At 70.4% G+C, this 24610-nt stretch carries 22 protein-coding genes; 15 read left to right on the top strand and 7 right to left on the bottom strand.

Annotated elements, in window-relative coordinates; genetic code table 11:
• Positions 1-113 precede the first annotated feature (113 nt).
• Positions 114-611, bottom strand: coding sequence for a CGNR zinc finger domain-containing protein (locus ACFV6E_RS40685; protein ID WP_385468680.1), 498 nt, complete (start codon positions 609-611; stop codon positions 114-116).
• An 81-nt stretch (positions 612-692) separates the two neighbouring features.
• On the opposite strand from ACFV6E_RS40685, the gene ACFV6E_RS40680 reads away from it, so the two are divergent.
• The 4 genes from ACFV6E_RS40680 (at position 693) to ACFV6E_RS40665 (ending at position 4399) form a co-directional block, all read left to right on the top strand.
• Positions 693-1556, top strand: coding sequence for an alpha/beta fold hydrolase (locus ACFV6E_RS40680; RefSeq protein ID WP_385166452.1), 864 nt, complete (start codon positions 693-695; stop codon positions 1554-1556).
• A 72-nt stretch (positions 1557-1628) separates the two neighbouring features.
• Positions 1629-3512: a hypothetical protein gene (locus tag ACFV6E_RS40675; protein WP_385468677.1), complete on the top strand. Its 1884-nt coding sequence runs from the start codon at positions 1629-1631 to the stop codon at positions 3510-3512.
• A 69-nt stretch (positions 3513-3581) separates the two neighbouring features.
• Entirely contained in the window at positions 3582-3719 is a 138-nt protein-coding gene (locus ACFV6E_RS40670; RefSeq protein WP_385166455.1) for a hypothetical protein, read from the top strand.
• Entirely contained in the window at positions 3716-4399 is a 684-nt protein-coding gene (locus ACFV6E_RS40665; protein ID WP_385468674.1) for a response regulator, read from the top strand. Before ACFV6E_RS40670 ends, ACFV6E_RS40665 begins: the two co-directional genes overlap by 4 nt.
• Positions 4400-4516: 117 nt before the next feature.
• Here the strand turns inward: ACFV6E_RS40665 and ACFV6E_RS40660 are convergent, their stop codons facing one another.
• A complete protein-coding gene (locus ACFV6E_RS40660; RefSeq protein ID WP_385166456.1) occupies positions 4517-4855 on the bottom strand; it encodes a lysine transporter LysE in 339 nt (112 codons plus the stop codon).
• Positions 4856-4906: 51 nt separating this feature from the next.
• On the bottom strand, positions 4907-5935 hold the full coding sequence (locus ACFV6E_RS40655) for a LacI family DNA-binding transcriptional regulator (RefSeq protein ID WP_385468671.1): 1029 nt from the start codon (positions 5933-5935) through the stop codon (positions 4907-4909).
• 283 nt (positions 5936-6218) lie between these two features.
• Between ACFV6E_RS40655 and ACFV6E_RS40650 the strand changes: the two genes are divergently transcribed.
• The 6 genes from ACFV6E_RS40650 to ACFV6E_RS40625 all read left to right on the top strand — a co-directional run bounded on the left by ACFV6E_RS40650 (position 6219) and on the right by ACFV6E_RS40625 (position 13851).
• Complete coding sequence (locus tag ACFV6E_RS40650) at positions 6219-7598, top strand: ABC transporter substrate-binding protein (protein WP_385468668.1); 1380 nt, start codon at positions 6219-6221, stop codon at positions 7596-7598.
• A 58-nt stretch (positions 7599-7656) separates the two neighbouring features.
• Complete coding sequence (locus ACFV6E_RS40645; protein ID WP_385468665.1) at positions 7657-8622, top strand: carbohydrate ABC transporter permease; 966 nt, start codon at positions 7657-7659, stop codon at positions 8620-8622.
• Positions 8619-9440, top strand: coding sequence for a carbohydrate ABC transporter permease (locus ACFV6E_RS40640; protein ID WP_385468662.1), 822 nt, complete (start codon positions 8619-8621; stop codon positions 9438-9440). Before ACFV6E_RS40645 ends, ACFV6E_RS40640 begins: the two co-directional genes overlap by 4 nt.
• Positions 9441-9520: 80 nt before the next feature.
• Positions 9521-11947, top strand: coding sequence for a TIM-barrel domain-containing protein (locus ACFV6E_RS40635; RefSeq protein ID WP_385468659.1), 2427 nt, complete (start codon positions 9521-9523; stop codon positions 11945-11947).
• On the top strand, positions 11940-13484 hold the full coding sequence (locus tag ACFV6E_RS40630) for an alpha-amylase family protein (protein WP_385468656.1): 1545 nt from the start codon (positions 11940-11942) through the stop codon (positions 13482-13484). Before ACFV6E_RS40635 ends, ACFV6E_RS40630 begins: the two co-directional genes overlap by 8 nt.
• A 70-nt stretch (positions 13485-13554) precedes the next feature.
• Positions 13555-13851 carry a DUF1330 domain-containing protein gene (locus tag ACFV6E_RS40625; RefSeq protein WP_385468653.1) on the top strand — a complete coding sequence of 99 codons (297 nt, stop codon included), beginning with the start codon at positions 13555-13557 and terminating at the stop codon, positions 13849-13851.
• A 65-nt stretch (positions 13852-13916) separates the two neighbouring features.
• Here ACFV6E_RS40625 and ACFV6E_RS40620 read toward each other — a convergent pair whose 3' ends face one another.
• Positions 13917-14192, bottom strand: coding sequence for a DUF3253 domain-containing protein (locus ACFV6E_RS40620; RefSeq protein ID WP_385468650.1), 276 nt, complete (start codon positions 14190-14192; stop codon positions 13917-13919).
• 315 nt (positions 14193-14507) lie between these two features.
• Here ACFV6E_RS40620 and ACFV6E_RS40615 point away from each other — a divergent pair, with 315 nt between their 5' ends.
• The 3 genes from ACFV6E_RS40615 (at position 14508) to ACFV6E_RS40605 (ending at position 19587) form a co-directional block, all read left to right on the top strand.
• Positions 14508-17744, top strand: a complete 3237-nt coding sequence (locus tag ACFV6E_RS40615) for a TIM-barrel domain-containing protein (protein ID WP_385468683.1) — start codon at positions 14508-14510, stop codon at positions 17742-17744.
• Positions 17745-17915: 171 nt separating this feature from the next.
• Complete coding sequence (locus ACFV6E_RS40610; protein ID WP_385166474.1) at positions 17916-18362, top strand: spore-associated protein; 447 nt, start codon at positions 17916-17918, stop codon at positions 18360-18362.
• A 184-nt stretch (positions 18363-18546) separates the two neighbouring features.
• Positions 18547-19587 carry a vWA domain-containing protein gene (locus ACFV6E_RS40605; protein ID WP_385177556.1) on the top strand — a complete coding sequence of 347 codons (1041 nt, stop codon included), beginning with the start codon at positions 18547-18549 and terminating at the stop codon, positions 19585-19587.
• Here the strand turns inward: ACFV6E_RS40605 and ACFV6E_RS40600 are convergent.
• Positions 19577-20746: an oxygenase MpaB family protein gene (locus tag ACFV6E_RS40600; protein ID WP_385468648.1), complete on the bottom strand. Its 1170-nt coding sequence runs from the start codon at positions 20744-20746 to the stop codon at positions 19577-19579. The genes ACFV6E_RS40605 and ACFV6E_RS40600 overlap by 11 nt on opposite strands.
• A 227-nt stretch (positions 20747-20973) precedes the next feature.
• Here ACFV6E_RS40600 and ACFV6E_RS40595 point away from each other — a divergent pair, with 227 nt between their 5' ends.
• The gene (locus tag ACFV6E_RS40595; protein WP_385468645.1) at positions 20974-21624 is read left to right on the top strand and encodes a TetR/AcrR family transcriptional regulator; all 651 of its coding nucleotides are present in this window, start codon (positions 20974-20976) and stop codon (positions 21622-21624) included.
• On the opposite strand, the gene ACFV6E_RS40590 is transcribed toward ACFV6E_RS40595, so the two are convergent.
• The gene (locus tag ACFV6E_RS40590) at positions 21608-22180 is read right to left on the bottom strand and encodes a GNAT family N-acetyltransferase (RefSeq protein ID WP_385468644.1); all 573 of its coding nucleotides are present in this window, start codon (positions 22178-22180) and stop codon (positions 21608-21610) included. The two genes, ACFV6E_RS40595 and ACFV6E_RS40590, sit on opposite strands and share 17 nt — an antisense overlap.
• Positions 22177-23322 (bottom strand): LLM class flavin-dependent oxidoreductase, encoded by a 1146-nt coding sequence (locus ACFV6E_RS40585; protein WP_385177564.1) that lies wholly within the window; start codon positions 23320-23322, stop codon positions 22177-22179. Before ACFV6E_RS40585 ends, ACFV6E_RS40590 begins: the two co-directional genes overlap by 4 nt.
• A 697-nt stretch (positions 23323-24019) precedes the next feature.
• On the opposite strand from ACFV6E_RS40585, the gene ACFV6E_RS40580 reads away from it, so the two are divergent.
• Positions 24020-24583 carry a winged helix-turn-helix domain-containing protein gene (locus ACFV6E_RS40580; protein WP_385177566.1) on the top strand — a complete coding sequence of 188 codons (564 nt, stop codon included), beginning with the start codon at positions 24020-24022 and terminating at the stop codon, positions 24581-24583.
• Positions 24584-24610: the final 27 nt, after the last annotated feature.

Here is a 24610-nt window from a genome sequence, read left to right as displayed (position 1 = left end):
CGCTACGACAAACTCGCCGTCCGCTACGAGGCAACCGTGCTGGTCGCGGCCATCAACGAGTGGCTATGAGCGGCACATTGAAAACACTCCCTAGCGGTACGGATCCGGCCCTCTTACCCGGACTGCCGCTTGCGGGCGTGGGTGCGGGCCTTCATGCGGTTGCCGCAGGTCGCCATGGAGCACCAGCGGGCGGTTCCGGGGCGGCTGTGGTCCACGAGGAACAAGTTGCACTCGTCGTTGGCACAGGCGCGCAGCCGTCCCGGCAACTCCGTGACGACGCGCGACCAGGCGAGTACGACGCTGACGGCGAGCTCGTCCCCGGGCGCGGCTTCCAGCCGCCACGACACGCCCGCGGGCGAGACGGCCGGGCGGAGCCGCGCCCCGTCGAGCACGGCGGCCAGCTCGCCGACGTCCGAGGATCTTTTCCGGACGAGCCGGTGCAGCGTGTCCCGCACACGGCGCAGCCGGTCGCGCTCCTCCTCAGTGCCACGCCCGCCCCGTGCCCGCGCCCAGTCCGCCGCCCCTTCCCCGCTCAGGGCGTCCGTGGGGTGGCCGTCGATCACCGGTGCGCTGTTGAGCACGGCGAGCAGCAGTTCCTCGTCCTCGACCACGGCCCACTCTCCTTGACACGCCATCCGGCCCTGTGCATCATCAGAATAACCTAACCGGTTAAATTGAGTTAAGGGGTTAGCATGGTCGCTGTCCATCACCGGACCGTGGACGTCGACGGCCTGACCGTCTTCTACCGGGAGGCGGGACCGTCGGACGCACCCGTCCTCCTGCTGCTGCACGGCTATCCGACGAGCTCGCACATGTTCCGCCAGCTGATTCCGGCACTGGCCGGCCCCTACCGCGTCATCGCGCCCGACCACATCGGCTTCGGCCGTTCGTCGGCACCCGGCGCCGAGGACTTCACGTACACCTTCGACGCCCTCGCCGAGGTCACCCGCGGCTTCCTGACCGCCCTCGGCATCCGCCGCTACGCCCTCTACGTACAGGACTACGGCGCACCCATCGGCTGGCGGCTCGCGCTCGCGTCCCCGGAAGCGGTCACCGCCGTCGTCTCGCAGAACGGCAACGCCTACGAGGACGGGTTCGTACCGGACTTCTGGGCGCCCATCTGGGAGTACGGGGCGAAGCCCAGCGCGGACAACGAAGCGCGGCTGCGGCCCGCCCTCGGCCGGGAGGCCGTCGAGTGGCAGTACACCCACGGGGTCCCCGACCCCAGCCTGATCGACCCCGACGCCTGGGAGCACGACCTGGCGCTGCTCGCCCGCCCCGGCGTCGACCGCGCCCAGCTCGCCCTGTTCGGCGACTACGCCGGCAACCGCGACCTGTACCCGGCGGTGCACGCGTGGCTGCGGTCGAGCCAGGTCCCCGTCCTCGCGGTCTGGGGCCGCAACGACGAGATCTTCGGGCCGGCCGGTGCGGAGGCGTTCCGGCGCGACGCCCCGGACGCGGAGGTCGTCCTGCTGGAGGGCGGCCATTTCCTCCTGGAGAGCCACCTCGACGAGGTCGCCGCCGCCGTCATCGGATTCCGCCGCCGCCTTCGGTAAATCGTTCGACACCGTACCGGCCCGCTGGCAGGCTGCGCCCATGACCTACGGAAACGAGTCCCGCTCCACCCGGTGAGCGCCCAGGAAGAGCGCGACGCGCTCACTCCCCCGACCGCTCTGTACGACCACGCACTGCGCCTGCTGCGCGAGTCTCCCGGTGAAGTCCCGCCTCTGCGCGGCTACTTGGTGCCGCAGAAGACGACTGGAACCGGCCACGCGCTCCTCGGGAAATCTGCGCAGTCCGCCCTTCGGGAAGCCCTCACCCCGCTTCCCGGCGACCCCGCCACCCTGCATCGCCGCTTCGAACGGCTCGGCATCGAGGACCGCGACAGACATCTGATCAAGTCCACCGTCGCCGAGCTGCCGCTGCCGGCCGACCAGGTGGACAGGGCTCGGGCACTGGGACGGCGGCTGGTCAGGACCGGTACGACCGTGCCCGCCGTCACCGTGGGCATCGTCCTGCTCGGCCGCCTCGGCGGACCGGAAGACATCCCGTATCTGCGTGCGCTCGGCCTGTTCCGGGAGCTGACCGCCCCGGCGGTCGCCGCGCTCGACACTCTCGACCGCCAGGCCGCGGCCGTCGTGTGGCTCGCGCTGCACGCCCGCCGTGACGAACTGCGGCCACTCGTCCATGCCCTGTGGACGGGTGACCGGCAGGCCGTCCGTACGGAGCTGGTCGTGTTCCCTGCCTCGGCCCGCCTCGTCGACAGCACGACCGCCCGCCGGATCGCGGAGGCCTCCCGACTGCCCGACCTGCTCGGCCACCACCCGCACGACGTCGGCCTGCTCGCCCGCGCGGGCAGGTTGCTCGTCCGGATGGGATGTTCGCGCGACGATCCGACCGACCTCCTCGGCTACCGCGACGCGGTCCGGGTGTACGACACCGTCGTCGGCCGAGCCGCCGCGCTGCCGCCCACCCTCGACAACGCCGCCATGCTGCTGTCGCTCGCCCTTGATCTGAGCAGCGGCACCGGCATGCTGCTGGACCGGCCGCCCGGACGGCGCGCGGCGCTGCTGGAAACGCTCGGACGGCTGCTGGCCGAGTCTCGCTGGACGCGTGCGGGCGCGACCGCGAACGACGCGGATCATCCGGATCCTCCGGATCAGCCAGGCGACACCACGTACGACGCGGACCAGCGGCGGCGGGCCGAGTGGTTCCACCGCACCCGGCGGCAGCCGTCTCAGCAGCCGGCCGCGCCCGGCCGGTTCCGTATCGAGGTGGTGGCCGGCGATCCCGAGGACCGGGGACCCGTCGAGACACGTGTGCTCATCGACGGCCGTCCGGTCGTCGCGGCGGCTTTCTGCCGCGGGCCCGCCCACGCTCCCGAATACCTGCTGGACGACCACCGGCTGCGGGCCGCCGCGGAGCCCCACGAGGTGCAACTCGCGGAGGCGCACTGCACCGAGGGCTGCTGCGGCGCGATCTACGTCACCATCCGTCGGGACGCGGACCAGGTGGTGTGGGAGAACTGGCGGCAGACCGTCGGAACGCCTGCTGAGCCCGCGCTCGAACCGACCGCCTACCGGTTCGACGCCTCCGCCTATGACGCGGAGGTCGCCAGGGCGGAGACCGACGGTTCCTGGTCCTGGCGGGCACGCACCGTCGCCCGTCTCATCAGGGGAGGACTGGCCGAGCGGCCGGACCTGTTGAACCGGTGGGACGCGGAGCCGGGTTGGGTCAGCAGCGGCTTCGAGGACCCCGACACCGCTGTGGTGAACTTCCGGTACGCGCCAGGACTGGCGTCCGGCGACCCGGAGCGGGACGACAGTCCGCTCCACTTCCGCTGGGACATCCCGGACGACGGCACCCCGCCCGAGTCCCAGGCCGCCGCCGCCCTGCACCGGCTGGCAGAGGAGGACCCGAAGCGCTACGCGCGGGTGTGCGGCGGCAGCCGTGAGCGCGCCGCGGAACTCGGCTTCCCCTGGCCCGACGATGTCGACCGCCGTCGACGGTGAGCCGCCCCCTGACGACATCACAGACCGACGGCTGCCGCCGCGCCGGACAACTGCTTCGGTCTGCTCGGCATGCGCGAACGCGCCGTGGCGGTGGGCGGCACCCTGCGCGCCGGCCACCTGCCGCGGGGCGGCTTCGAGGTCGCCTGCACGCTCCCGCTCGACGGGCCCGACATCCTCCTCCACAGCGACGAAAGCACCGCTCCATGACCATCCACGTCCTGCTCGCCGACGACCAGGCCCTGCTGCGCGCCACCTTCCGCATCCTCATCGACTCGGTCACGGACATGACGGTCGTGGCGGAGGCCGCCGACGGGCAGGAGGCCGTCGACCTCGCCACGACGCACCGGCCCGACGTGGTCGTCATGGACATCCGCATGCCCCACGTCGACGGAGTGGCCGCCACCGCCGCCCTCTGCGCCCGGCCGGAACTCTCGGCCACCCGCGTCCTCGTCCTCACCACCTTCGAGAACGACGAGAACGTGGCCAGGGCCCTGCGCGCCGGTGCGAGCGGCTTCCTCGGCAAGGGGGTCGGCCCGGAGGTCCTGCTGTCGGGCATCCGCACTGTCGCGGCCGGCGAGGCCCTGCTCTCCCCCACCGCCACCCGGACACTCATCACCCGCTTCCTGGCGACGCCGGACACCGACCGCTTCCACGCCCTGCCCGACGAGATCAGGGCACTGACCGGCCGAGAACGCGAAGTCACGGCACTGGCCGCGTACGGCAGATCCAACGCGGAGATCGCCGAACGGCTCGTCCTGAGCCCTCTGACCGTCCGCAGCCGCATCCAACGCGCCATGACCAGAGTCCAGGCCCGCGACCGCGCACAACTCGTCGTCATCGCCTACCAGAGCGGCCTGGTGAAACCGCAGTCGGGCTTCGACAGCTGACAGACCGCGGACGGAAACTGGCGCGCGAGGGCGGGCCGGTGGCGCGTCGCGCGGGCCGACTGCCCGGGCCGGTCCGCGTTCAGTCGACCCCGGCGACCCCGGTGGCCGCGAGGATGCTCACAAGCAGCCGCAGTCCGTCGCGTACAGCAGCAGGTACACAGCCACCCCGGCAGTCACGGTGAAAGCTGCCGCCGTCACCGCCGCGAGGCGCCGGCGCGGGCGTCGCTTCGCCGGGCGGGCGAGGGTCGTCCAGGCGCCATGGGCCAGGACGAGGCTGAGCAGTCCGGTGCCCGCGAGGGTGGCTCGCGGACTCAAGGACCAGCTCACGTACGCGATTCCCACGAGACAGCCCAGGAGGAGGCACGCGAGCAGCGTGAGCACCGCCTCGGCCACGGCCTCTCCCACGGTCTCCACCAGGAAGTCCCCGATGCCTTTCGCCACCTTGCGAAGTCTCACAGCGCTTCTCCCCCCATGTACCCACGTACGGAAATCCGGTGCGAGCCCTGCTCACCTGTCCCGTGGCGCCGTGACGCTGTGCCGTTCCACGAGGGTGACGCCCAGTGAGATGTGTTCCGGGACGGTGTCCGGTCCGCCCGTGAGCTGCCGGTGGAGCATGTCGGCCGCGGCGTGCGCTTTCTGCGGTACGTCCTGGCCGATCGTGGTGAGTTCCGGCGTGACGAGTTCGGCGATCTCCACGTCGTCGAAGCCGATGACGGACATGTCCCGGGGCACATGCAGGCCGGCCCGCTGGAAGCCCTTGAGGAGACCGGCCGCGATGATGTCGGCCGTGGCGAAGACCGCGGTGAAGGGGGGCGGTCCGGCGGCGGCCGTGCGGGCCGCGAGTTCGCGGGCCGGTTCGATGGCCGTCTCGCAGAAGAAGACGTGCGCGGGGTCCAGTCGGACTCCGGCGTCGGCCAGGGCGGCGGCGAAGCCGCGGTGGCGTTCGTGGACGACTCCCGGGGGCGAGAGGGCCGGGCCCACGAAGGCGATGCGGCGGTGCCCGGCGCCGGTCAGGTGCCGTCCGGCCAGATAGCCGCCGCGGTAGTCGTCGACGCGTACGTTGCTGATGAGCGGCGAGTCCGCGTAGTTGTCGACGAAGACCATGGGTACGTCGTGGGCGCGCCGGAGCACCTCGGCCTCGTCGCCGAGGGTGCTGAGGAAGATCGCGCCGTCGACGTTCCAGGACTTCAGGCTGGCGGCGGTGCTGGTGACGTCGGTGACGGCGTGGACCATGAGGTACCGGCCGGACTCGGTGACCCGTTTCTCGAGCTCGCCGAGGAAGACCGAGTCGTGGTGCCCGAGGGAGGTCTCGGCACGGCCGTGGGTGGACGGCACATACCCCAGCGAGATGATGTGGGAGCGCTTCGCGGACAGCGAGCGTGCCGTCGCGCTGCGGACGTAGCCCAGCTTGCGGACGGCGGCCATCACGCGTTCGTAGGTCGCGTCCGACAGCCGGTCACGGCGTCCGTTGAGCGCGTTGGACACCGTCATCTTCGTCACGTTGGCCTCGTCGGCCACGTCCTGAAGGGTCGCCATTCACATCCCTTTCCTCCCCTGCCCGGGCAGAACTATAGCGGTGCGCCCTTGAGGAGGGGACGTCACAACCATTGACAGCTGAAGTTAGTTTACCGCTATAGTCCCGATCGCTATAGCGGTAAACCTCAAGCCTCGTCCCGCACTGAGCGGGTGCGGGTTCGGCAAGGCGCCGGGCGGGAGAGTCGCACACCTCGTCCGGCGGGAGCGCGCTTTTCGTGGTGACCGTGCGCATCTTCCACGCCCGTCGTCAGGACCGGGCGTGCGCTACTCGATGGAGAGACGGATGCGATACAGAAAGCCCTTCGGGGCGATGGCGGTGGCGGTGGCGTCCGCCCTGCTCCTCTCCGCCTGCTCGGGCGGCACCGGCGTCGGCGACGCCAAGCAGGACGACAAGGCCGACAAGGGCCTCCCCGTCCTGGGAAAGACCGTCACCTGGGACCCGAACCAGCTCGTCAACGACGGCAGGCCCATCAAGCTCGAATGGTGGGCCTGGGCCTTCGTCGACGAGGCCCAGAAGATGGCCGACGCCTACCAGAAGGTCCACCCCAACGTGGACATCCAGGTCGTCAACCAGCCGTGGGACGACTACTGGACCAAGCTCCCCCTCGCCCTCCAGGGCAGCGGCGGGCCGGCCATTTTCAACGTGCACAACAGCCAGCACGACAACCTCGTCAAGTACATGGCGCCGTACGACATCCCGGTCAAGGATCTCCAGGCGGACTTCACCAACGTCGACCAGCACGTCATCGACGGCAAGGTGTACTACATCGACTTCGGTCTGATGACAGGCGCGATCTTCTACAACAAGGACATGTGGAAGAAGGCGGGGCTCACCCAGGCCGACATTCCCGAGACCTGGGACGAATTCCGTGAGGTCGCGAAGAAACTGACGGTCAGGGACGGCGGCAAGATCACTCAGGCCGGGTTCAACTTCAACGGGCAGTACGACGCCATCCAGTCCGGAATGGCGTACCAGCTCGGGCAGAATCTCTTCGCCGGGGATCTCAAGACACCGGACGTCGACAACGCCGCCAACCTCGAGGTGATCGAGCGCTTCCTGGACATCTACCGGGACGGCTCGGGCGACAAGGACCTCGGCTCGGGCGGGGACACCTTCGGGCAGGGCCTGACGGCGATGACGTACTCCTGGGGGCACCTGGCCGGGACGCTGAAGACCGATCACCCGGACCTCGACTGGGGCGTCTTCAGGACCCCCGTGCCCGAGGCCGGCAAGACCCCGTACGCCTTCGACCGGACGAACGGCGAGTCCACGATCGGCATCAACAAGAACGCGAGCCCCGAGGAACAGGCCGTGGCCCAGGACTTCCTGCGCTACTACCTGACCAACGAGGACGCGATGAAGCAGCTCTGCCTGGCGGTCGGCGTCTACCCGACGTACAAGCCGCTCGCCGACGACCCGGACATCAAGGCGTCCCCGGTGCTCGAGGCCTTCGGCGACAGCACCAAGTACATCTGGCCCGGCGCTCTGCCGGCCACCTTCCAGACGTCCCTGGTCACCATGTGGGAGGACATCCTCTACAACGGCGTGAGCCCCAGGAAGGCCCTGGCCACCGCCCAGAAGACGCTCAGCACCGACCTCAAGGGCTCCGGCTTCGTGTCGGTCGAGAACCGGTACCCCGGCTACCAGGCACAGGACGACTGACGCCCGCCGAAGGGAGACGCCCACCCCGGCTGCCCGCGGCCGGGCGGGCACACCAGCCATGACCCTCACCACCACCCCCGCACGCCCCGCGCCGCGGAAGACCGGCGAACCGGTCCGGCGCCGCCGCCCCGGCGGCCAGGGCGAGCGAGCGCTGCGCAACACCGTCGTCGGCGTCATCGTCCTGTTCGTCGTCGTCCTGCTCCTCGTGCCGATCGCCATCGCCCTCGTCGGCAGCCTGCACTCCTGGAACCCGCTCAACGAGACGTTCGAGTACCTGGGCCTCGACAACTACCGGCGGCTGTTCGCGGACCACGAGTTCTGGACGGCCTCGCTCAACACCCTCGTCTTCGGGGCGGTCGCGATCGCCGGACGCGTCGTCCTCGGCCTGGCCCTGGCCTACGCGCTGCACTCGAGACTCACCCGGTTCAAGGGGTTCTTCCGGGCCCTGTTCTACCTGCCCACCATCACCCCGCTCGTCGCGGTCGCCTACGTGTGGCAGCTCATGTACAACCCGCGCTTCGGCGTCTTCGAGTCGCTCTTCGGCCTGGACGTCAACTGGCTGCTCGACTCGCGGTTCGCGATGCCCGCCGTGCTGCTCATGACCGTGTGGAAGGACTTCGGGTACGCGGTCGTCCTCTTCCTCGCCGGCCTCTACTCCATCCCCGACGACGTCCTCGAAGCCGCCTCGGTGGACGGCGCGGGCGCCTGGACCCGGTTCCGCCGGATCATCCTGCCCATGCTGCGGCCCATGACCCTCTTCGTGGTCGTCACCTCGACCATCGGCTATCTCCAGGCCTTCGTCCAGGTGCTCGTCCTGACCGAGGGCGGCCCCGGCACCTCCACCCGGCTCCTCTCCTACATGATCTACGACGCCGCCTTCGTCAAGTACGACTTCGGCTACGCCTCCGCGATCGCCTTCGTCCTGCTCGTCTTCACGGCGCTGCTCACCTGGGCCAACTTCCGGCTGACGGCCGACCACGCCAGGAGCGGCCGCCGCACCGTACGGAAGGAGGCCCGGCGATGAAGCAGCGAGTGCAGGCGGTGCTGCTGCACGTCGTCCTCGTCGTGCTCGGCGTGATCACCCTGCTGCCCTTCGGGTGGATGGCGGTCTCCGCGTTCAAGCCCAACACCGAGATCGTCGGCGTCGATCAGTCCTTCCTGCCGAAGGAGTGGACCTTCGAGAACTTCACGTCCATCCAGGAGAACTTCGCGTTCTTCCGGCTCTTCGCCAACAGCGTCGGGCTGTCGCTGGCCATCACCGCGATCGCCGTCTACACGAGCCTCATCGGCGGATTCGTGTTCGCCAAGTACGAGTTCCGGGGCAAGAGCCAGGTGTTCGCGCTGGTCCTGAGCACGATGATGATCCCCTGGGCCGTGGTGATCATCCCGCGCTACACCATGTTCGCGGACGCCGGGCTCAAGGACTCCTACGCGTCGATCGTCATCCCGGCCGCCATCAGCGCCTTCGGCATCTTCATGATGCGCCAGAGCATGGACAACATCCCCGACGAGATCCTCGAAGCGGCCCGCATCGACGGCGCCTCGGAGCTGTACATCTTCCACCGCATCGTCGCCCCCCTGAGCGGCAACGCCATCTCCGCGCTCGCCATCTTCCAGTTCCTGTGGGTGTGGGAGGACTACCTCTGGCCCTACCTGATGCTCACCGACGAGTCCAAGCAGGTGCTCGCGGTCGGACTGACGACGTTCCAGGGCCGGTACACCACCGACTACGGCGGCCTGTTCGCGGCGACCACCATCGCGATCGTCCCGGTACTGATCGTCTACGTCGTCTTCCAGCGGCGTTTCGTCGCCGGGGCCGCCAGCGCGGCGGTCAAGGGCTGACCCCAGGCCGACCGAGCGCACAGCCGCTCCGTGGCAATGCCCGGCCCCACCCCGCACCGACCCGAAAGCAGGCTCCGTCCATGCCCCTCACCCCACGCCCGACCGCCGACCCGCGCTCGGTGATCGAGGGAGACCGCTACCGCATCACCGTCCTCACCGACGGCCTCGTCCGCCTGGAGTACGCCGAGGACGGCGTCTTCGAGGACCGCGCCTCGATGCTCGCCCTCCACCGCGACCTGCCCGTCCCCGACTTCCGCGTCACCGACCACGGCACCCACCTGGAGATACGCACCGACCGCTGCCGCCTCACCTACGACAAGGGCCCCTTCACGACGAGCGGACTGAGCGTGGCGGTGCTCGGCGGGGTGAGCATCTACCACTCGATCTGGCGCTACGGGCAGGACGGCCCGAACCTCGGCGGCACCGTACGGACCCTCGACCACGCCGACGGCGAGGTGCCGCTCGAACCGGGGATCGTCGCCCGGGAGGGGTACGCCGTCCTGGACGACTCCCGCTCCCTGCTGCTCACCGACGACGGATGGGTCGCGCCCCGCGACGGCAGCCGCACCGACCTGTACGTGTTCGCCTACGGGCACGACTACACCGAGGCCGTACGGGCCTTCCACGCCCTGTCCGGTCCGGTACCGCTGCTGCCGCGCTGGGCCCTGGGCAACTGGTGGAGCCGCTACCACCGCTACACCGATGACGAATATCTCGCGCTGATGGAGCGGTTCGAGGCCGAGGGCCTGCCCTTCTCGGTGGCCGTCCTCGACATGGACTGGCACGTCGTCGACATCGACGCGAAGAAGTACGGCAGCGGATGGACGGGATACACCTGGAACCACGAGCTGTTCCCCGACCCGCCCGCCTTCCTCGACCGGCTGCACGAGCACGGGCTGCGGGTCACCCTCAACGTCCATCCCGCCGACGGGGTCCGGGCCCACGAGGCGTCGTACGCCCGGATGTGCCAGGCCCTGGGCAGGGACCCCTCGTCCGGCGACCCGATCGTCTTCGACGCCGCCGACCGGGCCTTCCTGACCGCCTACTTCGACGTACTGCACCGCGGCCTCGAGGCGGACGGCGTCGACTTCTGGTGGGTGGACTGGCAGTCGGGGCCCTACTCACGCGTCGCCGGTATCGACCCGCTCTGGATGCTCAACCACTTCCACTTCCTGGACAACGCGCGCGACGGCAGGCGCCCGCTGACCTTCTCCCGCTACGCCGGGCCCGGCAGCCACCGCTACCCGATCGGCTTCTCCGGGGACACGGTGATCTCCTGGGAGACCCTGGCCTTCCAGCCCCGCTTCACCGCCACGGCGGCCAACATCGGCTACGGCTGGTGGAGCCACGACATCGGCGGCCACATGCTCGGCGCCAAGGACGACGAACTCGCCACCCGATGGGTGCAGTTCGGCGTCTTCTCACCGGTCATGCGGCTGCATTCCTCGAGCAACCCGTTCACCACCAAGGAACCCTGGTCCTTCGGGCGGGAGCACCAGGACGCCCAGACCGCGTTCCTGCGCCTGCGCCACCGGCTCATCCCCTACCTGCACACGATGAACCACCGGGCCGCCGCGGAGGGCATCGCGCCGCTCCGTCCCCTCTACCACGGCTGGCCCGAGGCACCGGAGGCGTACGGCCACCCCGACCAGTACACCTTCGGCTCCCAGCTCCTGGTGGCGCCGGTCACCACCCCGCGCGACGCCTCCACCCGGCTGGGGACCGTGCCGGTCTGGCTGCCGCCCGGCACCTGGGTCGACGTCCTCAGTGACACGGTGTACACCGGCGACCGCGAGACCGAGATGCACCGGGACATCGCCACGATCCCCGTCCTCGCCCCCGCCGGAGCGATCGTTCCGCTCGACGGCGCCGAGGTTCCCGCCAACGGCGGATACCTCCCCGAGCACCTGGAAGTACTCGTCATCGTCGGTGAGGACGGCGCCTTCACCCTCGTCGAGGACGACGGCTCGGCCGACGGCGGCGAGAAACCGGCCCGCACCCCGCTCACCTACGACCAGGCCACGGGTGTGTTCACCATCGGAGCACCCCAGGGACCGACGGAATTCCTCCCGCAGCACCGCTCCTGGACCGTCACCTTCCCCTGCCTCCAGAGGACGGACGAAGCCGCCGGGCGAGCGGTGACCCTCGACGGCGAGCACGCCGACGCGGACTTCACCCACCGCGACGGCCGGGTCAGCATCCGCGTCGACGCCGTACCGCTCGGCACGACGGTGCGGGTCCACCTGGGCGCGCGCCCCGCGCTCGCGCCCAACGACATCAGGTCCCGGCTCTTCACACGCCTGGACGCGGTCCAGTGCGCGTACGAACTGAAGTCCCGGATCCTGGACATCGCGCTCTCGGACAAGCCGCTGCACGTCCGGCTCTCCCACCTGGTCGCCCTGCGCCTGGAAGCCCCCCTCCACTCGGCGGTCGCCGAAATCCTGCTCGCGGACGCCGGCACCACGACGGCCGTCAGCCCCGAAGGAAACGGAAGCAAGCATGCGTAAACGCCTGTCCCTCGCCGTGGCCACGGCCGTCACCGCGGTCAGCGTCCTCTCCGGCACGGTGAACGCCGCGTCCGAACCGGCCCGGACCGCCACCGCCACCGCTTCGCGGCCTTCCGACGGCTCCAAGGACGTGATCGCGAACCTCTGGGAGTGGAACTGGCCCTCGGTGGCCGAGGAGTGCACGACCGTCCTCGGGCCCAAGGGCTACGGCGGTGTGCAGGTCGCCCCGCCGCAGAACTCCGTCAGCCTCGACCACGTAGAGGGCAAACCCCAGCACCCGTGGTGGGAGGTGTACCAGCCCGTCGACTACACGCTCGAGAGCCGGATGGGCACCGAGAAGCAGTTCAAGGCCATGGTCGCCACCTGCCGGGCCGCGGGTGTGAAGGTGTACGTCGACGTGGTGGTCAATCACATGGCCCGCGACGGACACGAGTCCTACGGCGGCGCGTCCTACACGCACTACGACTACCCCGGGCTGTACGGCCCGGCCGACTTCCACACGTACCCCGACGACTGCCCCGTCCAGCCGCCGGCCGACAGCGCCGACGAAAACACCATCCGGAACTACAACGACTACCGCCAGGTCACCCAGTGCGAGCTGCTGCGGCTGGCGGACCTGCGCACCGAGACACCGCGCGTCCGGAAGCAGATCGCTGCGTACCTCAACAAGCTCATCCGCTACGGCGTTTCGGGCTTCCGCGTCGACGCGGCCAAGCACGTCGGCCAGAGCGACCTCGCCGCCATCATCGGCAGGCTCGACCGCACCGTGGACGGCGAGAAGCCGTACGTCGCGCTGGAGGTGTTCCCCGGCCCCGGCGCCCTGTCGCCCTTCGCCTTCCATGACCAGGGCAGCCTGCTCGGCATCGACTACGCCTACCAGATCAAGGACACCTTCAAGAGCTACGACGGCGGGGACGGCAACATCACCGCCCTGCGCACCCTCGGCGAGCGGTCCGGGCTGCTGCCCGGCGACAAGTCACTCGTCTTCGTCCAGAACCACGACTCCGAACGGGGCGACACCACACTCAGCTACCGCGACGCGGACACCAACCTGCTCGCTAACAAGTTCATGCTCGCCTACGGCTACGGCCGCCCCCAGGTGTACGCGAGTTACGCCTTCGACGGCCTCGCGACCGACTCGCCGCCGTCCGACGCCAAGGGCTTCGTCACCGACACCGACTGCGACGCCGGCTGGGCCTGCGTCGACCGGGACACCGGCGTGGCCAACATGGTGGCCTGGCACAACCACGTCGGCGACGCGAAGCTCCGCAACTGGTACGACGACGGCGCCAACCTGCTCGCCTTCAGCCGCGGCGGCAAGGGCTGGATCGCCGTGAACAACCACCGGACAGCCCGGACGGCCACCTTCAGAACCGGCCTGCCTGGCGGCACGTACTGCGACGTCACCCACGGCGCACTCACCCACGGCAAGTGCACCGGCCCGACGGTCGAGGTGAACCGCCACGGCGAGGCACGGGTCACGGTCGCCGCGAAGGACACGGTGGCGTTCACGGACGAGGACCTGGTCCGCCGCTGAGGCCGGAGCGGGCAGTTCGGGGCGGCCGAGGGCGGAGCGAGCGGTCCGGGGCGGTGGCAGCATGGCGAGCATGACTGCCTATGTGATCTCCGAGGTGGAGATCGTGAACCCGACGCTCGCGGACGAGTACAAGCGGCTGGCCGAGGCTTCGATCCAGCGGCACGGGGGCCGCTACGTGGTGCGCGGGGTGCGACCGGACGCCGTCGAAGGCGTCTGGTCCTGCGAACGCCGCCTCGTGATCGTCGAGTTCTCCGACATGGAGCGCGCCAGAAAGTGGTATGCCTCGCCCGATTACGCCGAGGCGCTGAAGCTGCGTGAGGTGGCACTCGAACGGCGGCTCCTCTTCGCCGAGGGTCTGCTCCCGTAGCCGTTCCGGCCGCACTCCCGGATCTGCCGCGGGGTGCGGCCGGGACGGTCACGGCCACCGCGTGGTCACCGGGCGCGGCGGATACGGATCGGGCCGTGGGTCTTTGTCGGCTCGACGGGGTGGCCGGACTGTGTGATCTGCACCTTGCCGGCCGTGACCAGGCGTCGGGCGGCGCGGCGGGCCGGTTCCATTAGGGCGCGCCAGCCGTCGTCGTCTCCCTCGTACACCGCCCGCGCGGCGTCGGAGGGGCAGATCGTGGCGGTCGGGCCGCGTCGTTCCAGCAGGTCCATGATGGCCCGCTCCAGGCGCTGTTCCGTCTGTCGTTCGTCCTCGTCTGTCACGGCGTCAGTGTCGCAAGGGGCGTCGGCGAGAACCGGGACGCCGGGCAGCGCGCCGCTTCGCCATTTTTCCGACGCCTCTGACAACGATGTCTGTCGCGGGTATGGACGCGGGTCGGGCGGCGTGATCTCATGCCTCAGGTCGCGCCGGCCACCCCGTATCCGCCCCGGGCGGTCCGTGGGCGGCGGCGTCACCGCGTATCCGTTGTGCTCGTCAGAGTGCCCCACACGATGGAGCGTGCCGTGCGACCTTCGTATCTCAGACCCCTGCGCAAGCTGCGCTCACCCGGACTGTGCCACGTACTGGCCGCCGCGTCGGTGGCGCTCGCCCTCGCCGGGCCGGGCGTCACCACCGCGGACGCCGCGGACGCGCCGGCCCGCACTGCCACGGTGACGGTGCCGAACGCCCGCTTCGAGGTGCTGTCGCCGACCCTGATCCGTACCGAGTACTCCGGGGACGGTGACTTCGAGGACCGGCCGACCTTCAACGCGATCGGCCGGGACGCCTTCACACCGCCTCACTACAGGTCGACGGTGCGCGACGGCGTCCTGTCGATCACCACAAGCAAGGTCACGTTGCGCTACCGGATCGGTTCCGGGCCCTTCACCGCGGACAACCTGACCGTGGGGCTGCGCGCGGGCGGACAGCCGGTGCTCGCCGCCCCGTGGCGGCACTCGCCCTGCGCCGTCGGAGCGCGGTGCGAGGCCGAGGACCAGCACTACGACGGCCCGGGACTCGCCGCCGACCACGTCGGGTTCACCGGCAAGGGGTTCCTGGCCGGCTTCGAGGTCGACAACAACTCGCTCGCCACGGACGTGCGGACCGCTGCGAAGGGTTCGTACGAGTTCGCCGTGCGCTACACCAACGCGGTCGGCAGCGACGGCCGCCACGAGGCCCGTACGCTCAGCCTCGGTGTGGACGGCGGCGCCGACCGGACGTTCACGCTGCCCGAGACCGCCGACTGGAACACCTGGGAGGTGGCCCGGCTGACGCTGCCGCTCGGCGCCGGACCGCACACGCTCACCTTGCACCGCACCGCCGCCGACTCCGGGAACGTCAATATCGACAGCGTCGCCCTGCTCGACCCCGGGGCCGCCTACCCGAGCGCGGCGGCGGCCCCGGTGGCGGGCTGCCGGTTCGGCGCCAGCTGCGAGGCCGAGGACGCGCTGCTGTCCGGGTCCGGGGCGGTCCGCGTCGCCACGGACCACGAGGGGTACGCAGGGTACGGCTTCACCGCCGAGGCCGACCAGGGGTCCGTGATCACCGACCCCGTCGTGGGCGTTCCCGAGGACGGCACCTATCTGCTGCACCTGCGCTACGCCAACGGACCGGGCGGCGACGGCCGCCATGAGACGCGCACGATGTCGGTGCGGACCGAGGCCGGCACGCACACCACCCTGTCCCTGCCGGCGACCGACGACTGGGACACCTGGGCGTCGGCCTCCGTCCCCGTCACACTGAAGAAGGGCACCGACGAGGTCGAGTTGAGCTGCCCCGACGCCGCCAGTTGCCATGTCAACGTGGACACCCTCGCGCTGAGCCCCCGCGGGGAGCGGGCGCCCGCTCCGCATCTCGCCCTGGGCGGCTACCGGCGCAGCCTCGACGGACTCGACGGGGACCGCGACGCCACCCCCTGGACCACACCCGGGCTGCTGCACCGCGACGGCTGGTACCTGCTCGACGACACCCCCTCCGCGCTCCTCGACACCCGCAGCCAGAAGGTGTCCGCGCGCCCCGGCCACCACGGACGCCCCTACCAGGACGGCTACCTCTTCGGCTTCGGGCACGACTACGAGCAGGGCCTGTCCGATCTCGCCACGCTGACCGGCCCGTCGCAGTTGCTGCCGCGCTGGGCCTACGGCGTCTGGTACTCCGAGTACATCGACCGCACCGCGAGCGACTACGCGGACACCGTCCTGCCCGCCTTCCGTGCCGCGGGCGTGCCCCTGGACGTGCTCGTCACCGACACCGACTTCAAGTCCCCCAACACCTGGAGCGGCTGGAACTTCGACCCGGCCAAGTTCCCCGATCCGCAGGCGTTCTTCGACTGGTCCACCGGTCAGGGGCTGCACAACACCCTGAACGTGCACCCGAGCATCCTCGCCGACGACCCGCAGTTCCCGGCGGCGCAGAAGAGGGCCAACGGCAAGCTGCGCAAGGGCGGTTGCGCCTCCGCGGGCGGCTCCGACTGCTACACCTTCGACTTCGGCGACCCCGACCAGCTCGCGGCCTACCTCGACCTGCACCGGCCCATGGACCGGGCCGGCAACGACTTCTGGTGGCTGGACTGGTGCTGCGACGCCTCCCGGTCCTCCCGGTCGGGCGTCACCCCGGACGCGTGGATCAACCAGAAGTACGCGGACCTCACCGCGGAGACCGGCGGTGAGCGGCCCTTCGTCCTCTCCCGCGCCTACGGGTCCCTGCAGGCCGGCGGCTACAGCGGCGGCGTGGGTCTGCCCACGGGGCCCTGGGCCGACAAGCGCACCACACTGCACTTCTCCGGCGACACGACGTCGAACTGGGGCACGCTGCGCGCCGAAGTCGGCTACACCCCCGGGGAGTCCGCCGCCACCGGCCTGGCCGCCGTCAGCCACGACATCGGCGGCCACAACGACGGTTACGGCATCCCCGGCGCCGAGACGTACACCTCGGACGACGGCCGGACGCACCGCACCACCAAGCTCCCCGACGATCTGTACGCGCGCTGGGTGCAGTTCGGCACCTTCCAGCCCGTCGACCGGCTGCACAGCAACCACAGCGACCGGCTGCCCTGGCAGTACGGCGAGGAGGCGGAGAAGTCGGCGGTGAAGTTTTTCAGGCTGCGCGAGGCGCTGGTGCCGTACACCTACACCCTCGCGCACGAGGCCGCCACCACCGGCGTGCCGGTCGTACGGCCGCTGTACCTCCAGTATCCGGAGGAGGAGCGCGCCTACACCGAGGCGGGCGGCGAGTACCTCTACGGGCCGGACCTGCTGGTCGCGCCGGTCACCACGCCCGGCAGCCGGGCCACGACGTCGGTGTGGCTGCCCGAGGGCCGGTGGACGGACTACTTCACCGGGGACACGTACACCGCGCCCGCGGGCGGCGCCACCCATGAGGTCACGACGACGCTGGACACCATGCCGGTCTTCGTCCGCGCCGGCGGCGTCGTCGCCACGCGGGCGGGGAACGCGGCGAACGACGCGCAGAACCCGCTGACCGAGGTCGATGTCAGGGTCGCCACCGGGGCGTCCGGCACCTTCTCCCTCTACGAGGACGACGGCGTCGGCCGCGTCCCGCACCAGGCGGCGGCGACCACCCGGCTCGGCTACCGGGAGCACGGTGGCACCCACCTGCTGAAGATCGGCTCCGCGAAGGGGGCCTTCCCGGGGCAGGTGAGCCGTCGCGCCTGGACCGTGTCCTTCCTCGGAGTCGAGCGGGCGCCGCGCCAGGTGAGCGCGGACGGCGCGCGGGTGCCGGCCTCGTCCTGGCACTGGGACGCGGACACCCGTGTGCTGCGCGTCGACCTGCCCGCGCGCGGTATACGCGGCGCGCGGACGGTCGCGTACCAGTAACGGCCTGACCTGCGAGTATCCAGGTCTTGTGTCCGGGGCGCGGCAATGCCTGCCGCACCCCGGACACAAGACTGTGCGCCCCCTGTGAAATAGACCACAACCATTCGGGCAGTACGCGTGTCACATAAGGCAGGAGCAACCAGCTTCTACAACCACATAGGGGGAGAAAACATGATCAATCGTACCGTCCTGGCCGCGACCGCGCTGGCGACACTGTCGTTGGGTGCCACGACCGCCCTGGCGGCGCCCGCCTCGGCCGCGCCCAACACGACGCCGCAGAAAGTCTGTGGCAGCGCCTACAAGACCGTGAACTCGGCACCCGTCGGCTCCCGAGGCACCGTCTACCTCACGTACAACTCCTCGAACGGCAAGAACTGCGTCGCGACCATCCGCAGCACCCCGGGCACCGCCGTGGAAGTGGGCACCTGGGTGTACGTCCCCGACACCGACGAGTGGGACTCGGACTACGGGCTGTACACCTCGTACGCGGGCCCGGCCTACGTCTACGGCAAGGCCCACTGCGTGGACTGGGGCGGCTCGATCGGCAACGTGAGCGTGCAGGTGACCGGCTCCAACTGCGCGGCCCTGAAGGAACACCGGGTCACCACGGTGCGCTGACATCTCTCCCGACCGGTGCCGCAGCGGCTGCGTCCGCTGCGGCACCGGTTGCGTCCGCGATGCGGCTCCGATGCCGGGCCCGGCCGGTCTGCGGGGTGAGCGGGACCAGCTTGCCGAGCAAGATCGATTGTCAGTGGTGGGTGAGAGGGTTGGAGCATCAAGACGGAAATGAGGGGGGCCTGTCGTGTCCGGGAACCAGAACTACATCAATCACGTCGCGCTCGTGCTGGACGCCAGTTCGTCCATGTCGCATCTGAGCCGCAAGGTCGTCGAGGTCGCCGACCAGCAGATCGCCTACCTGGCCCGCCGGTCGAGGGAGCTGGACCAGGAGACCCGGGTCACGGTGTACGTGTTCGCGGACAAGGTGGAGTGCGTCATCTATGACAAGGACGTGCTGCGCATGCCGTCGCTGCGCGAGCTGTACCGCGTCGGCGGCATGACGGCCCTGCTGGCCGCCGCGCTGAAGTCGCAGCGGGAGCTGGCACAGACGGCGCAACTGTACGGCGACCACAGCTTCCTGACGTTCGTGCTCACCGACGGCCAGGAGAACGCGAGCCATCGCGGCCCGGAGGCGCCCGCCAGGGACCCGCGCCAACTGGTCACGGCCGTGGCCGAGATGATCGAGACGCAGGAGCCCAACTGGACCCTGGCCGTCCTCGTGCCGGACCAGATGGGCAAGCGCGAGGCCATGCAGTGCGGCTTCCCCAAGGACAACATCGCCATCTGGGACGCCACGAGCACCCAGGGCCTCGAGGAGGCCGGACAGGTGATCCAGCAGGCCACCGAGAAGTTCATGGTGGGCCGCACGAAGGGCATCCGCGGATCGCGCGCGGTGTTCTCGATGGGCGCGGAGGCGGTCAACAAGGACACCATCAAGGCGGCCGGCCTCACCCCGGCGGACCCCTCGGCCTACCAGCTGATCCCGGTGGCCCGCGACGCGGCGATACGGGAGTGGGTCGTCGAGTCCGGCCACACCTACCGCACCGGCGCCGCGTTCTACCAGCTCAGCAAGTCGGAGAAGATCCAGGCCCGCAAGCAGATCGCGGTCCTGGAGAAGACGACGGACCGGGTGTACACGGGCCCCGAGGCCCGAGCCCTGCTCGGCCTCCCGGACGTGGAGATCCGCGTCAGGCCGGACCACAACGCCGACTTCACCATCTTCGTCCAGAGCACCAGCGTGAACCGGAAACTGGTCCCGAACACGCGGTTGCTGCTCATGGGGTGACCGCGCCCGGCGGTTCGGCGGGCAGGGGGCCTACCCCGGGGGGCTGTTCGCCGAAGTAGTGGTGCAGGTGGTGGCGGACGAAGCGGTCGCCGCTGCGGAGGAGGTGGGCGCGGCCCGCCGCGGTGCGGCCGAGGACGTGGTAGCGCAGGAGGTTGGCGGCCAGCACGGGCGGTACGGCCCAGGGCAGGGCGTGGGGCAGGCCCAGGTCGCGCATGCCGCGGCGGCCGAGGAAGTACCGCAGCATGCTCAGCAGGCGGGCCCGCGCGTAGGCGCCGCGCAGCCGGGCGAAGCGGGTGAAGTGCAGGGCGGTCTGGGCCTCCACGAGGGCGTTCGCCAGCGGCGGTCCGGCCGAGCCGCCGTAGCTCTGGGTCAGCAACACGTGGTAGTTGAAGCGGTGTTGGAGGATCTCGCGGTCGTAGAGCCAGTCCTGGTCCACGCCCAGCAGATGGCCGACGTACTTCCACAGGTGCATCAGTGCGCGCGACTCGGCACGGGTGACGCGCACTCCGAGCAGCCGGACACCGAGCAGTTGCACCGCGTTGAACAGGCCGAGGGTCGCGGCCAGGTCGGACTGGTTGACCGGCAGCCCCCACCGGTCGACGTCCCAGTCGCCGTCGTGCTCCATCCGGTGGTTGACCAGGGCGTGCATGAGGCGGACGTGCACCGTCAGGTGAAAGCCCTGCCCGGAGCGGCGCATCGCGTCGTGGCCGGTGACCGCGGTCGCCCACTGCTGGGTCTCGGCGATCCTGCGCAGGGCGGATCCGCCGGTGAGTCCGCCGGTCTCGACCAGCAGCCGGGGCGGTCCGTCGAACCGGTAGGAGCCGATCAGCGCCAGTTGCAGCATGACGTCGGCGGCGTTGCGGCCGAACCGGCGGGCCACCCGGCCGCCCTCGTTGACCAGGTCGAAGTCGACCCAGTCCGGTACCGGGTCGACCGCGGCGAAGAAGTCCCGCAGCGCCTTCGGCGGGTTCGGCACCGAGTCGATCCCTTCGGCGAGCGCGCGCCGGAACTGTCTCATCGTCACCCGTTCCGGATGCACCGCGTCGCTGACCCGCATCGCGCTCGCCAGTTCCGCCGCCACCGTGTCGCGCGCCGTCAGCCGTTCACCGATGGTGGTCAGCAGGGCCGGATCCACCTTGCCGTGCTGCCGCAGCAGCAACCGCAGCGGCCTGCCAAGGCGACGGTTGACACTCTCCGTCTCCCGGAAGCGTCGCGGATAAGGAGACGGAGACAGGGATGGGGACGGAGGCGAGGAAAGGGGCGGGGGCGGCTGTGCCGGCGCCTTGTTCGGCTCTGCGGGGGTATCACACTGCGGCTGCTCCTGTGCGACCATGACTCGATGCTGACTGCCACTCGTACTCGCGTTCAATTCGCATCCTGACGCCGATGTCATCGCCTCGCAGGGACGCGCGGCGCACCACGGCCGCTCGCGTTTCGCCGCGCAGGACACCGCGTCAGGACCGGTCCCGGGCGACGGTGGAGCGCATCCTCGACGCCGCCCGGCTGGTCCTGGCCGAGCACGGCTACGAGGGTGCGTCGACCAGCAGGATCGCGGCGACGGCAGGGGTCAGCCCCGGATCGCTGTACCAGTACTTCCCGCACAAGGACGCCATCGTCTCCGCCGTGCTCCAGCGTTACAGCGACGCCCTCGTCTCGCGCGTCACCCACCTGATGTCCGGCCAGTTCGAGCAGCCCGCGCCCGTGATCGTCCGGTCCACCCTCGCGGTACTGTTGGACGGACTCGACGTCGAGCCGCCGTTCCTGCGCGCCGCGATCGAGTACGGGCCCCGGCTGGACGACGGTCGCACGCTGCGGGCCTTCGAGGAGCGCATCGGAGAGCTGGTCCTCGTCTATCTGACGACGCAACGCCGGACCCTGCGCGACGACGCTCCCCTCGACACGGCGGTCTGGATGCTGGTGCGCACGGTCGAACACCTCACCGTTCGCTATCTGCTGGACCGCCCGCCCATCCCGAGGGAGCAGTTCCTCGAGGAGCTGACCAGGCTCGCCCTCAACTACCTCAAGGCGTCCTCGTGACGTGGACCGGGTCGGCCCCGTCGGCCGGCAGGTGCTTCTCGAAGGGCAGCGGGCCGATGGTCTCCGGGTCGGCCCCGGTGTCGAACAGCGGGGTGTAGCCGGTCGCCAGGTAGAGGCCGCGAGCCTCGGGCTGGCGCGGGCCGGTGGTCAGGTAGATCCGCCGGTAGCCGCGGGCGCCCGCCTCGCGCTCCAGCTCGGCGACGACGCGCCGGGCCAGCCCGCGCCTCCGGTGGGCGGAGTGGGTCCAGATGCGCTTCAGCTCGGCGGTGGCCTCGTCGTACCGGCGGAAGGCGCCGCCCGTGACCGGCTCACCCTGTTCCAGGAGCAGAAGAAGCACCCCGCCGTACGGGGCGGTGAACTCCTCGTCGGGGTAGCGGGCGAGTTCGGCGTGGGCATCCTTGCCGTAGCGCGTGGAGTACTCGTCGCCGAGTTCACGCAGCAGGGGTCTCACCCTCGGGTCGGACACGGTCACTTGGACGACCGTCAGCCCGGCCGCCGTCAGCCCGGCCGCCGTCAGTCCGGCCGCCGTCGGCCGGGGTTCCGCGACGGACGTCATCCGGTCACCGCCGCGAGCGTCCCCGTACCCCGCGCCGCCCGCTCGGCGTCACGCCCGGCATCGCGCTTGGCGACCTCCTCGCGGACGATCGGGATCACGTACCGGCCGAAGTCGATGGCGTCCCCCAGCAGGTCGTAGCCGCGGGCGGAGAGGATGTCCACGCCGAGGTCGTAGTAGTCCAGCAGCGCTTGGGCCACCGTCTCCGGGGTGCCGACCAGGGCGTTGGAGTTGCCCGCGCCGCCGGTGGCGGCGGCCGTCGGCGTCCACAGCGCTCGGTCGTAGCGCTCCCCCGCCTCGGCGATGGCGATCAGCCGCTGCGAGCCGGTGTTCTCGGGGACGCCCGTGAGACGGCGGTGGTGCCGTACGAGGCCCGACTCGCGCCGCTCCTTGATCGCGCCGACCGTGCGGCGGGCCTTCTCCCAGGCCAGTTCCTCGGTCGGGGCGATGATCGGGCGGAACGCCACCTGGATGCGCGGCACGTCCGTGCGGCCCGCGGCCTTCGCGGCGGCCTTCACGTGCTCGATCTGCTCGGCGGTCCTGGCCAGGGGCTCGCCCCACAGGCAGTAGATGTCCGCCTCGGCGCCACCCGCGGCGTACGCGGCGGGCGACGAGCCGCCGAAGGACACGTCCGGGCGCGGCTGCCGCACCGGGAAGACGTCACTGACGAAGTCATGGAAGCGGTAGTGCTCGCCCTCGTGGTCGAAGGGCTCGTGGGTGGTCCAGATCTTCTTGACGATCCCGATGTACTCACGGGTGCGGGCATACCGCTCGTCCTTGGTGAGGGTGTCGCCCTCGCGGCCCTGTTCCCGGTCGCTGCCACCGGTGATGAAGTGCACGGTCAGCCGGCCGTCGCTGATCTGGTCGAGGGTGGCGAAGGTCTTCGCCGCGAAGGTCGGGTACGAGACGTTGGGGCGGTGGGCGAGGAGGATGTGGAGACGGTCGAGTCGGCTTGCGATGCAGGCGGCGGCCGGCGCGGGATCCGGCGATCCGGAACCGTAGGCGAACAGCACCCGGTCCCAGCCGTGGTCCTCGTGCGCGCGGGCGAGCCGGAGCGTGTACTCCTTGTCGAAGGCGGCGCCGGAGCGCGCGGTCGTCTCGGAGCCGTCGTTGGTGGCGGCGATGCCGAGGAATTCGACTGGCATGACAGTTGACCTTTCCTCAGGAACGGCGAGCGGCCGGACCACAGGGTGAGCACAGGCGTGAGCAGGCGTGTGAGGCGTGTGACGACGCCGGGCGCAGGCCCTCGGACAGGGCGGTGCGTCGGGTCCGGCGATGTCGTCAGGAAAGGACGAGACCGGTCAGAAGGCCTTGAGACGGCCTTCAGACGGCCGACAGACGGCCTCTCGCCGCATCAAGCGCAGCGGCAACACGCCGCGGACCACACCCGACCGAAGTCGATGTGGTCCCGGGTGACCAGGCGCTGCTCGGCAGTCATGCGATCAATTGAGCAGCACATCGTGATTGCCGTCAACCACGGCCCGGATGCCGGACCGGCCCTGTGCGGCCGCTGTGAACTCGCCGAGTCCGGGCGCGATGCCCCCACGCCCAGGCGCGATGTTGCCTTCCCTACATTTCCTATCGTTTTACTGGGGAAGTATTGACGACCCGGCCGACGGGTGCACAGGATGTTTCACATGTCCCACACGCAGCAACGACTCGTACGTCGTCGGCATGTCGACTTTGGTCACGTCGTCAGTGCCGCCTGCTGTCGCGCATAGGGCACACCGCTCACCGCTGTGGCGGTGCGTGCCACTCCGCTCCTTCCTCCCCGTCCCCGGCGATCAGGCGAACCCGTTCGCCCCGCCTGAGGGCCCGACGTACTCCTGAAGGACGACCGCCATGACCACGCCGCTTCCGGCCCGGACCACCCCGTCGAACGCAGCCCTCCCGGACATGCGCCACCTCCGCCTCGTGGGCGGCACCGAGCCGAGCGGCAGCGGGGAACGCGGTTCGGCGCCCCTCGTCGGATACCTCGTGTTCGTGCCCGAGGGCACCGACCCCGCCGAACTCTTCGCGCAGGGCGTCACGCCGGACATCCGGCCTGTCGCCTACACGGACGCGCTCCCCGCCCCGCTCCCCGCCGCCCCGTCCGGGTCTTCCGCGCGGCCGGCACCGGGCGGCGTCGTCCGTATCGACGCCGCGGGGCGTACGGCGGAACTGGACGGGCGGGACCTCGACCTCACCTACCTGGAGTTCGGGCTGCTGGCCCATCTCGTCCGCCACCCTCATCAGGTGCATTCGCGCGAGCAGTTGATGGGCGTCATCTGGGGCTACGACCACATCGGCGACGGCCGCACCGTGGACGTGCACATCGCCCGGCTGCGCCGCAAGCTGGGCGGAGCCCACCGGCACACGATCGTCACCGTACGGCGCGTGGGCTACAAGTACATGCCCGATCAGTAGGCGGCCCGGCCTCCCCGGCCGGGAGCC

Source organism: Streptomyces sp. NPDC059785 (assembly GCF_042732375.1).
Classification (GTDB): domain Bacteria; phylum Actinomycetota; class Actinomycetes; order Streptomycetales; family Streptomycetaceae; genus Streptomyces.
This window is presented reverse-complemented; position numbering and strand designations above follow the sequence as displayed.

What these genes read in the sequence shown, in the direction of transcription:
- ACFV6E_RS40680 (WP_385166452.1), top strand. Translation starts at nt 693, where the DNA reads ATGGTCGCTGTCCATCACCGGACCGTGGACGTCGACGGCCTGACCGTC.
- ACFV6E_RS40670 (WP_385166455.1), top strand. Translation starts at nt 3,582, where the DNA reads ATGCGCGAACGCGCCGTGGCGGTGGGCGGCACCCTGCGCGCCGGCCAC.
- ACFV6E_RS40665 (WP_385468674.1), top strand. Translation starts at nt 3,716, where the DNA reads ATGACCATCCACGTCCTGCTCGCCGACGACCAGGCCCTGCTGCGCGCC.
- ACFV6E_RS40655 (WP_385468671.1), bottom strand. Translation starts at nt 5,935, where the DNA reads ATGGCGACCCTTCAGGACGTGGCCGACGAGGCCAACGTGACGAAGATG.
- ACFV6E_RS40650 (WP_385468668.1), top strand. Translation starts at nt 6,219, where the DNA reads ATGCGATACAGAAAGCCCTTCGGGGCGATGGCGGTGGCGGTGGCGTCC.
- ACFV6E_RS40645 (WP_385468665.1), top strand. Translation starts at nt 7,657, where the DNA reads ATGACCCTCACCACCACCCCCGCACGCCCCGCGCCGCGGAAGACCGGC.
- ACFV6E_RS40640 (WP_385468662.1), top strand. Translation starts at nt 8,619, where the DNA reads ATGAAGCAGCGAGTGCAGGCGGTGCTGCTGCACGTCGTCCTCGTCGTG.
- ACFV6E_RS40635 (WP_385468659.1), top strand. Translation starts at nt 9,521, where the DNA reads ATGCCCCTCACCCCACGCCCGACCGCCGACCCGCGCTCGGTGATCGAG.
- ACFV6E_RS40630 (WP_385468656.1), top strand. Translation starts at nt 11,940, where the DNA reads ATGCGTAAACGCCTGTCCCTCGCCGTGGCCACGGCCGTCACCGCGGTC.
- ACFV6E_RS40625 (WP_385468653.1), top strand. Translation starts at nt 13,555, where the DNA reads ATGACTGCCTATGTGATCTCCGAGGTGGAGATCGTGAACCCGACGCTC.
- ACFV6E_RS40610 (WP_385166474.1), top strand. Translation starts at nt 17,916, where the DNA reads ATGATCAATCGTACCGTCCTGGCCGCGACCGCGCTGGCGACACTGTCG.
- ACFV6E_RS40595 (WP_385468645.1), top strand. Translation starts at nt 20,974, where the DNA reads ATGTCATCGCCTCGCAGGGACGCGCGGCGCACCACGGCCGCTCGCGTT.
- ACFV6E_RS40590 (WP_385468644.1), bottom strand. Translation starts at nt 22,180, where the DNA reads ATGACGTCCGTCGCGGAACCCCGGCCGACGGCGGCCGGACTGACGGCG.
- ACFV6E_RS40585 (WP_385177564.1), bottom strand. Translation starts at nt 23,322, where the DNA reads ATGCCAGTCGAATTCCTCGGCATCGCCGCCACCAACGACGGCTCCGAG.
- ACFV6E_RS40580 (WP_385177566.1), top strand. Translation starts at nt 24,020, where the DNA reads ATGACCACGCCGCTTCCGGCCCGGACCACCCCGTCGAACGCAGCCCTC.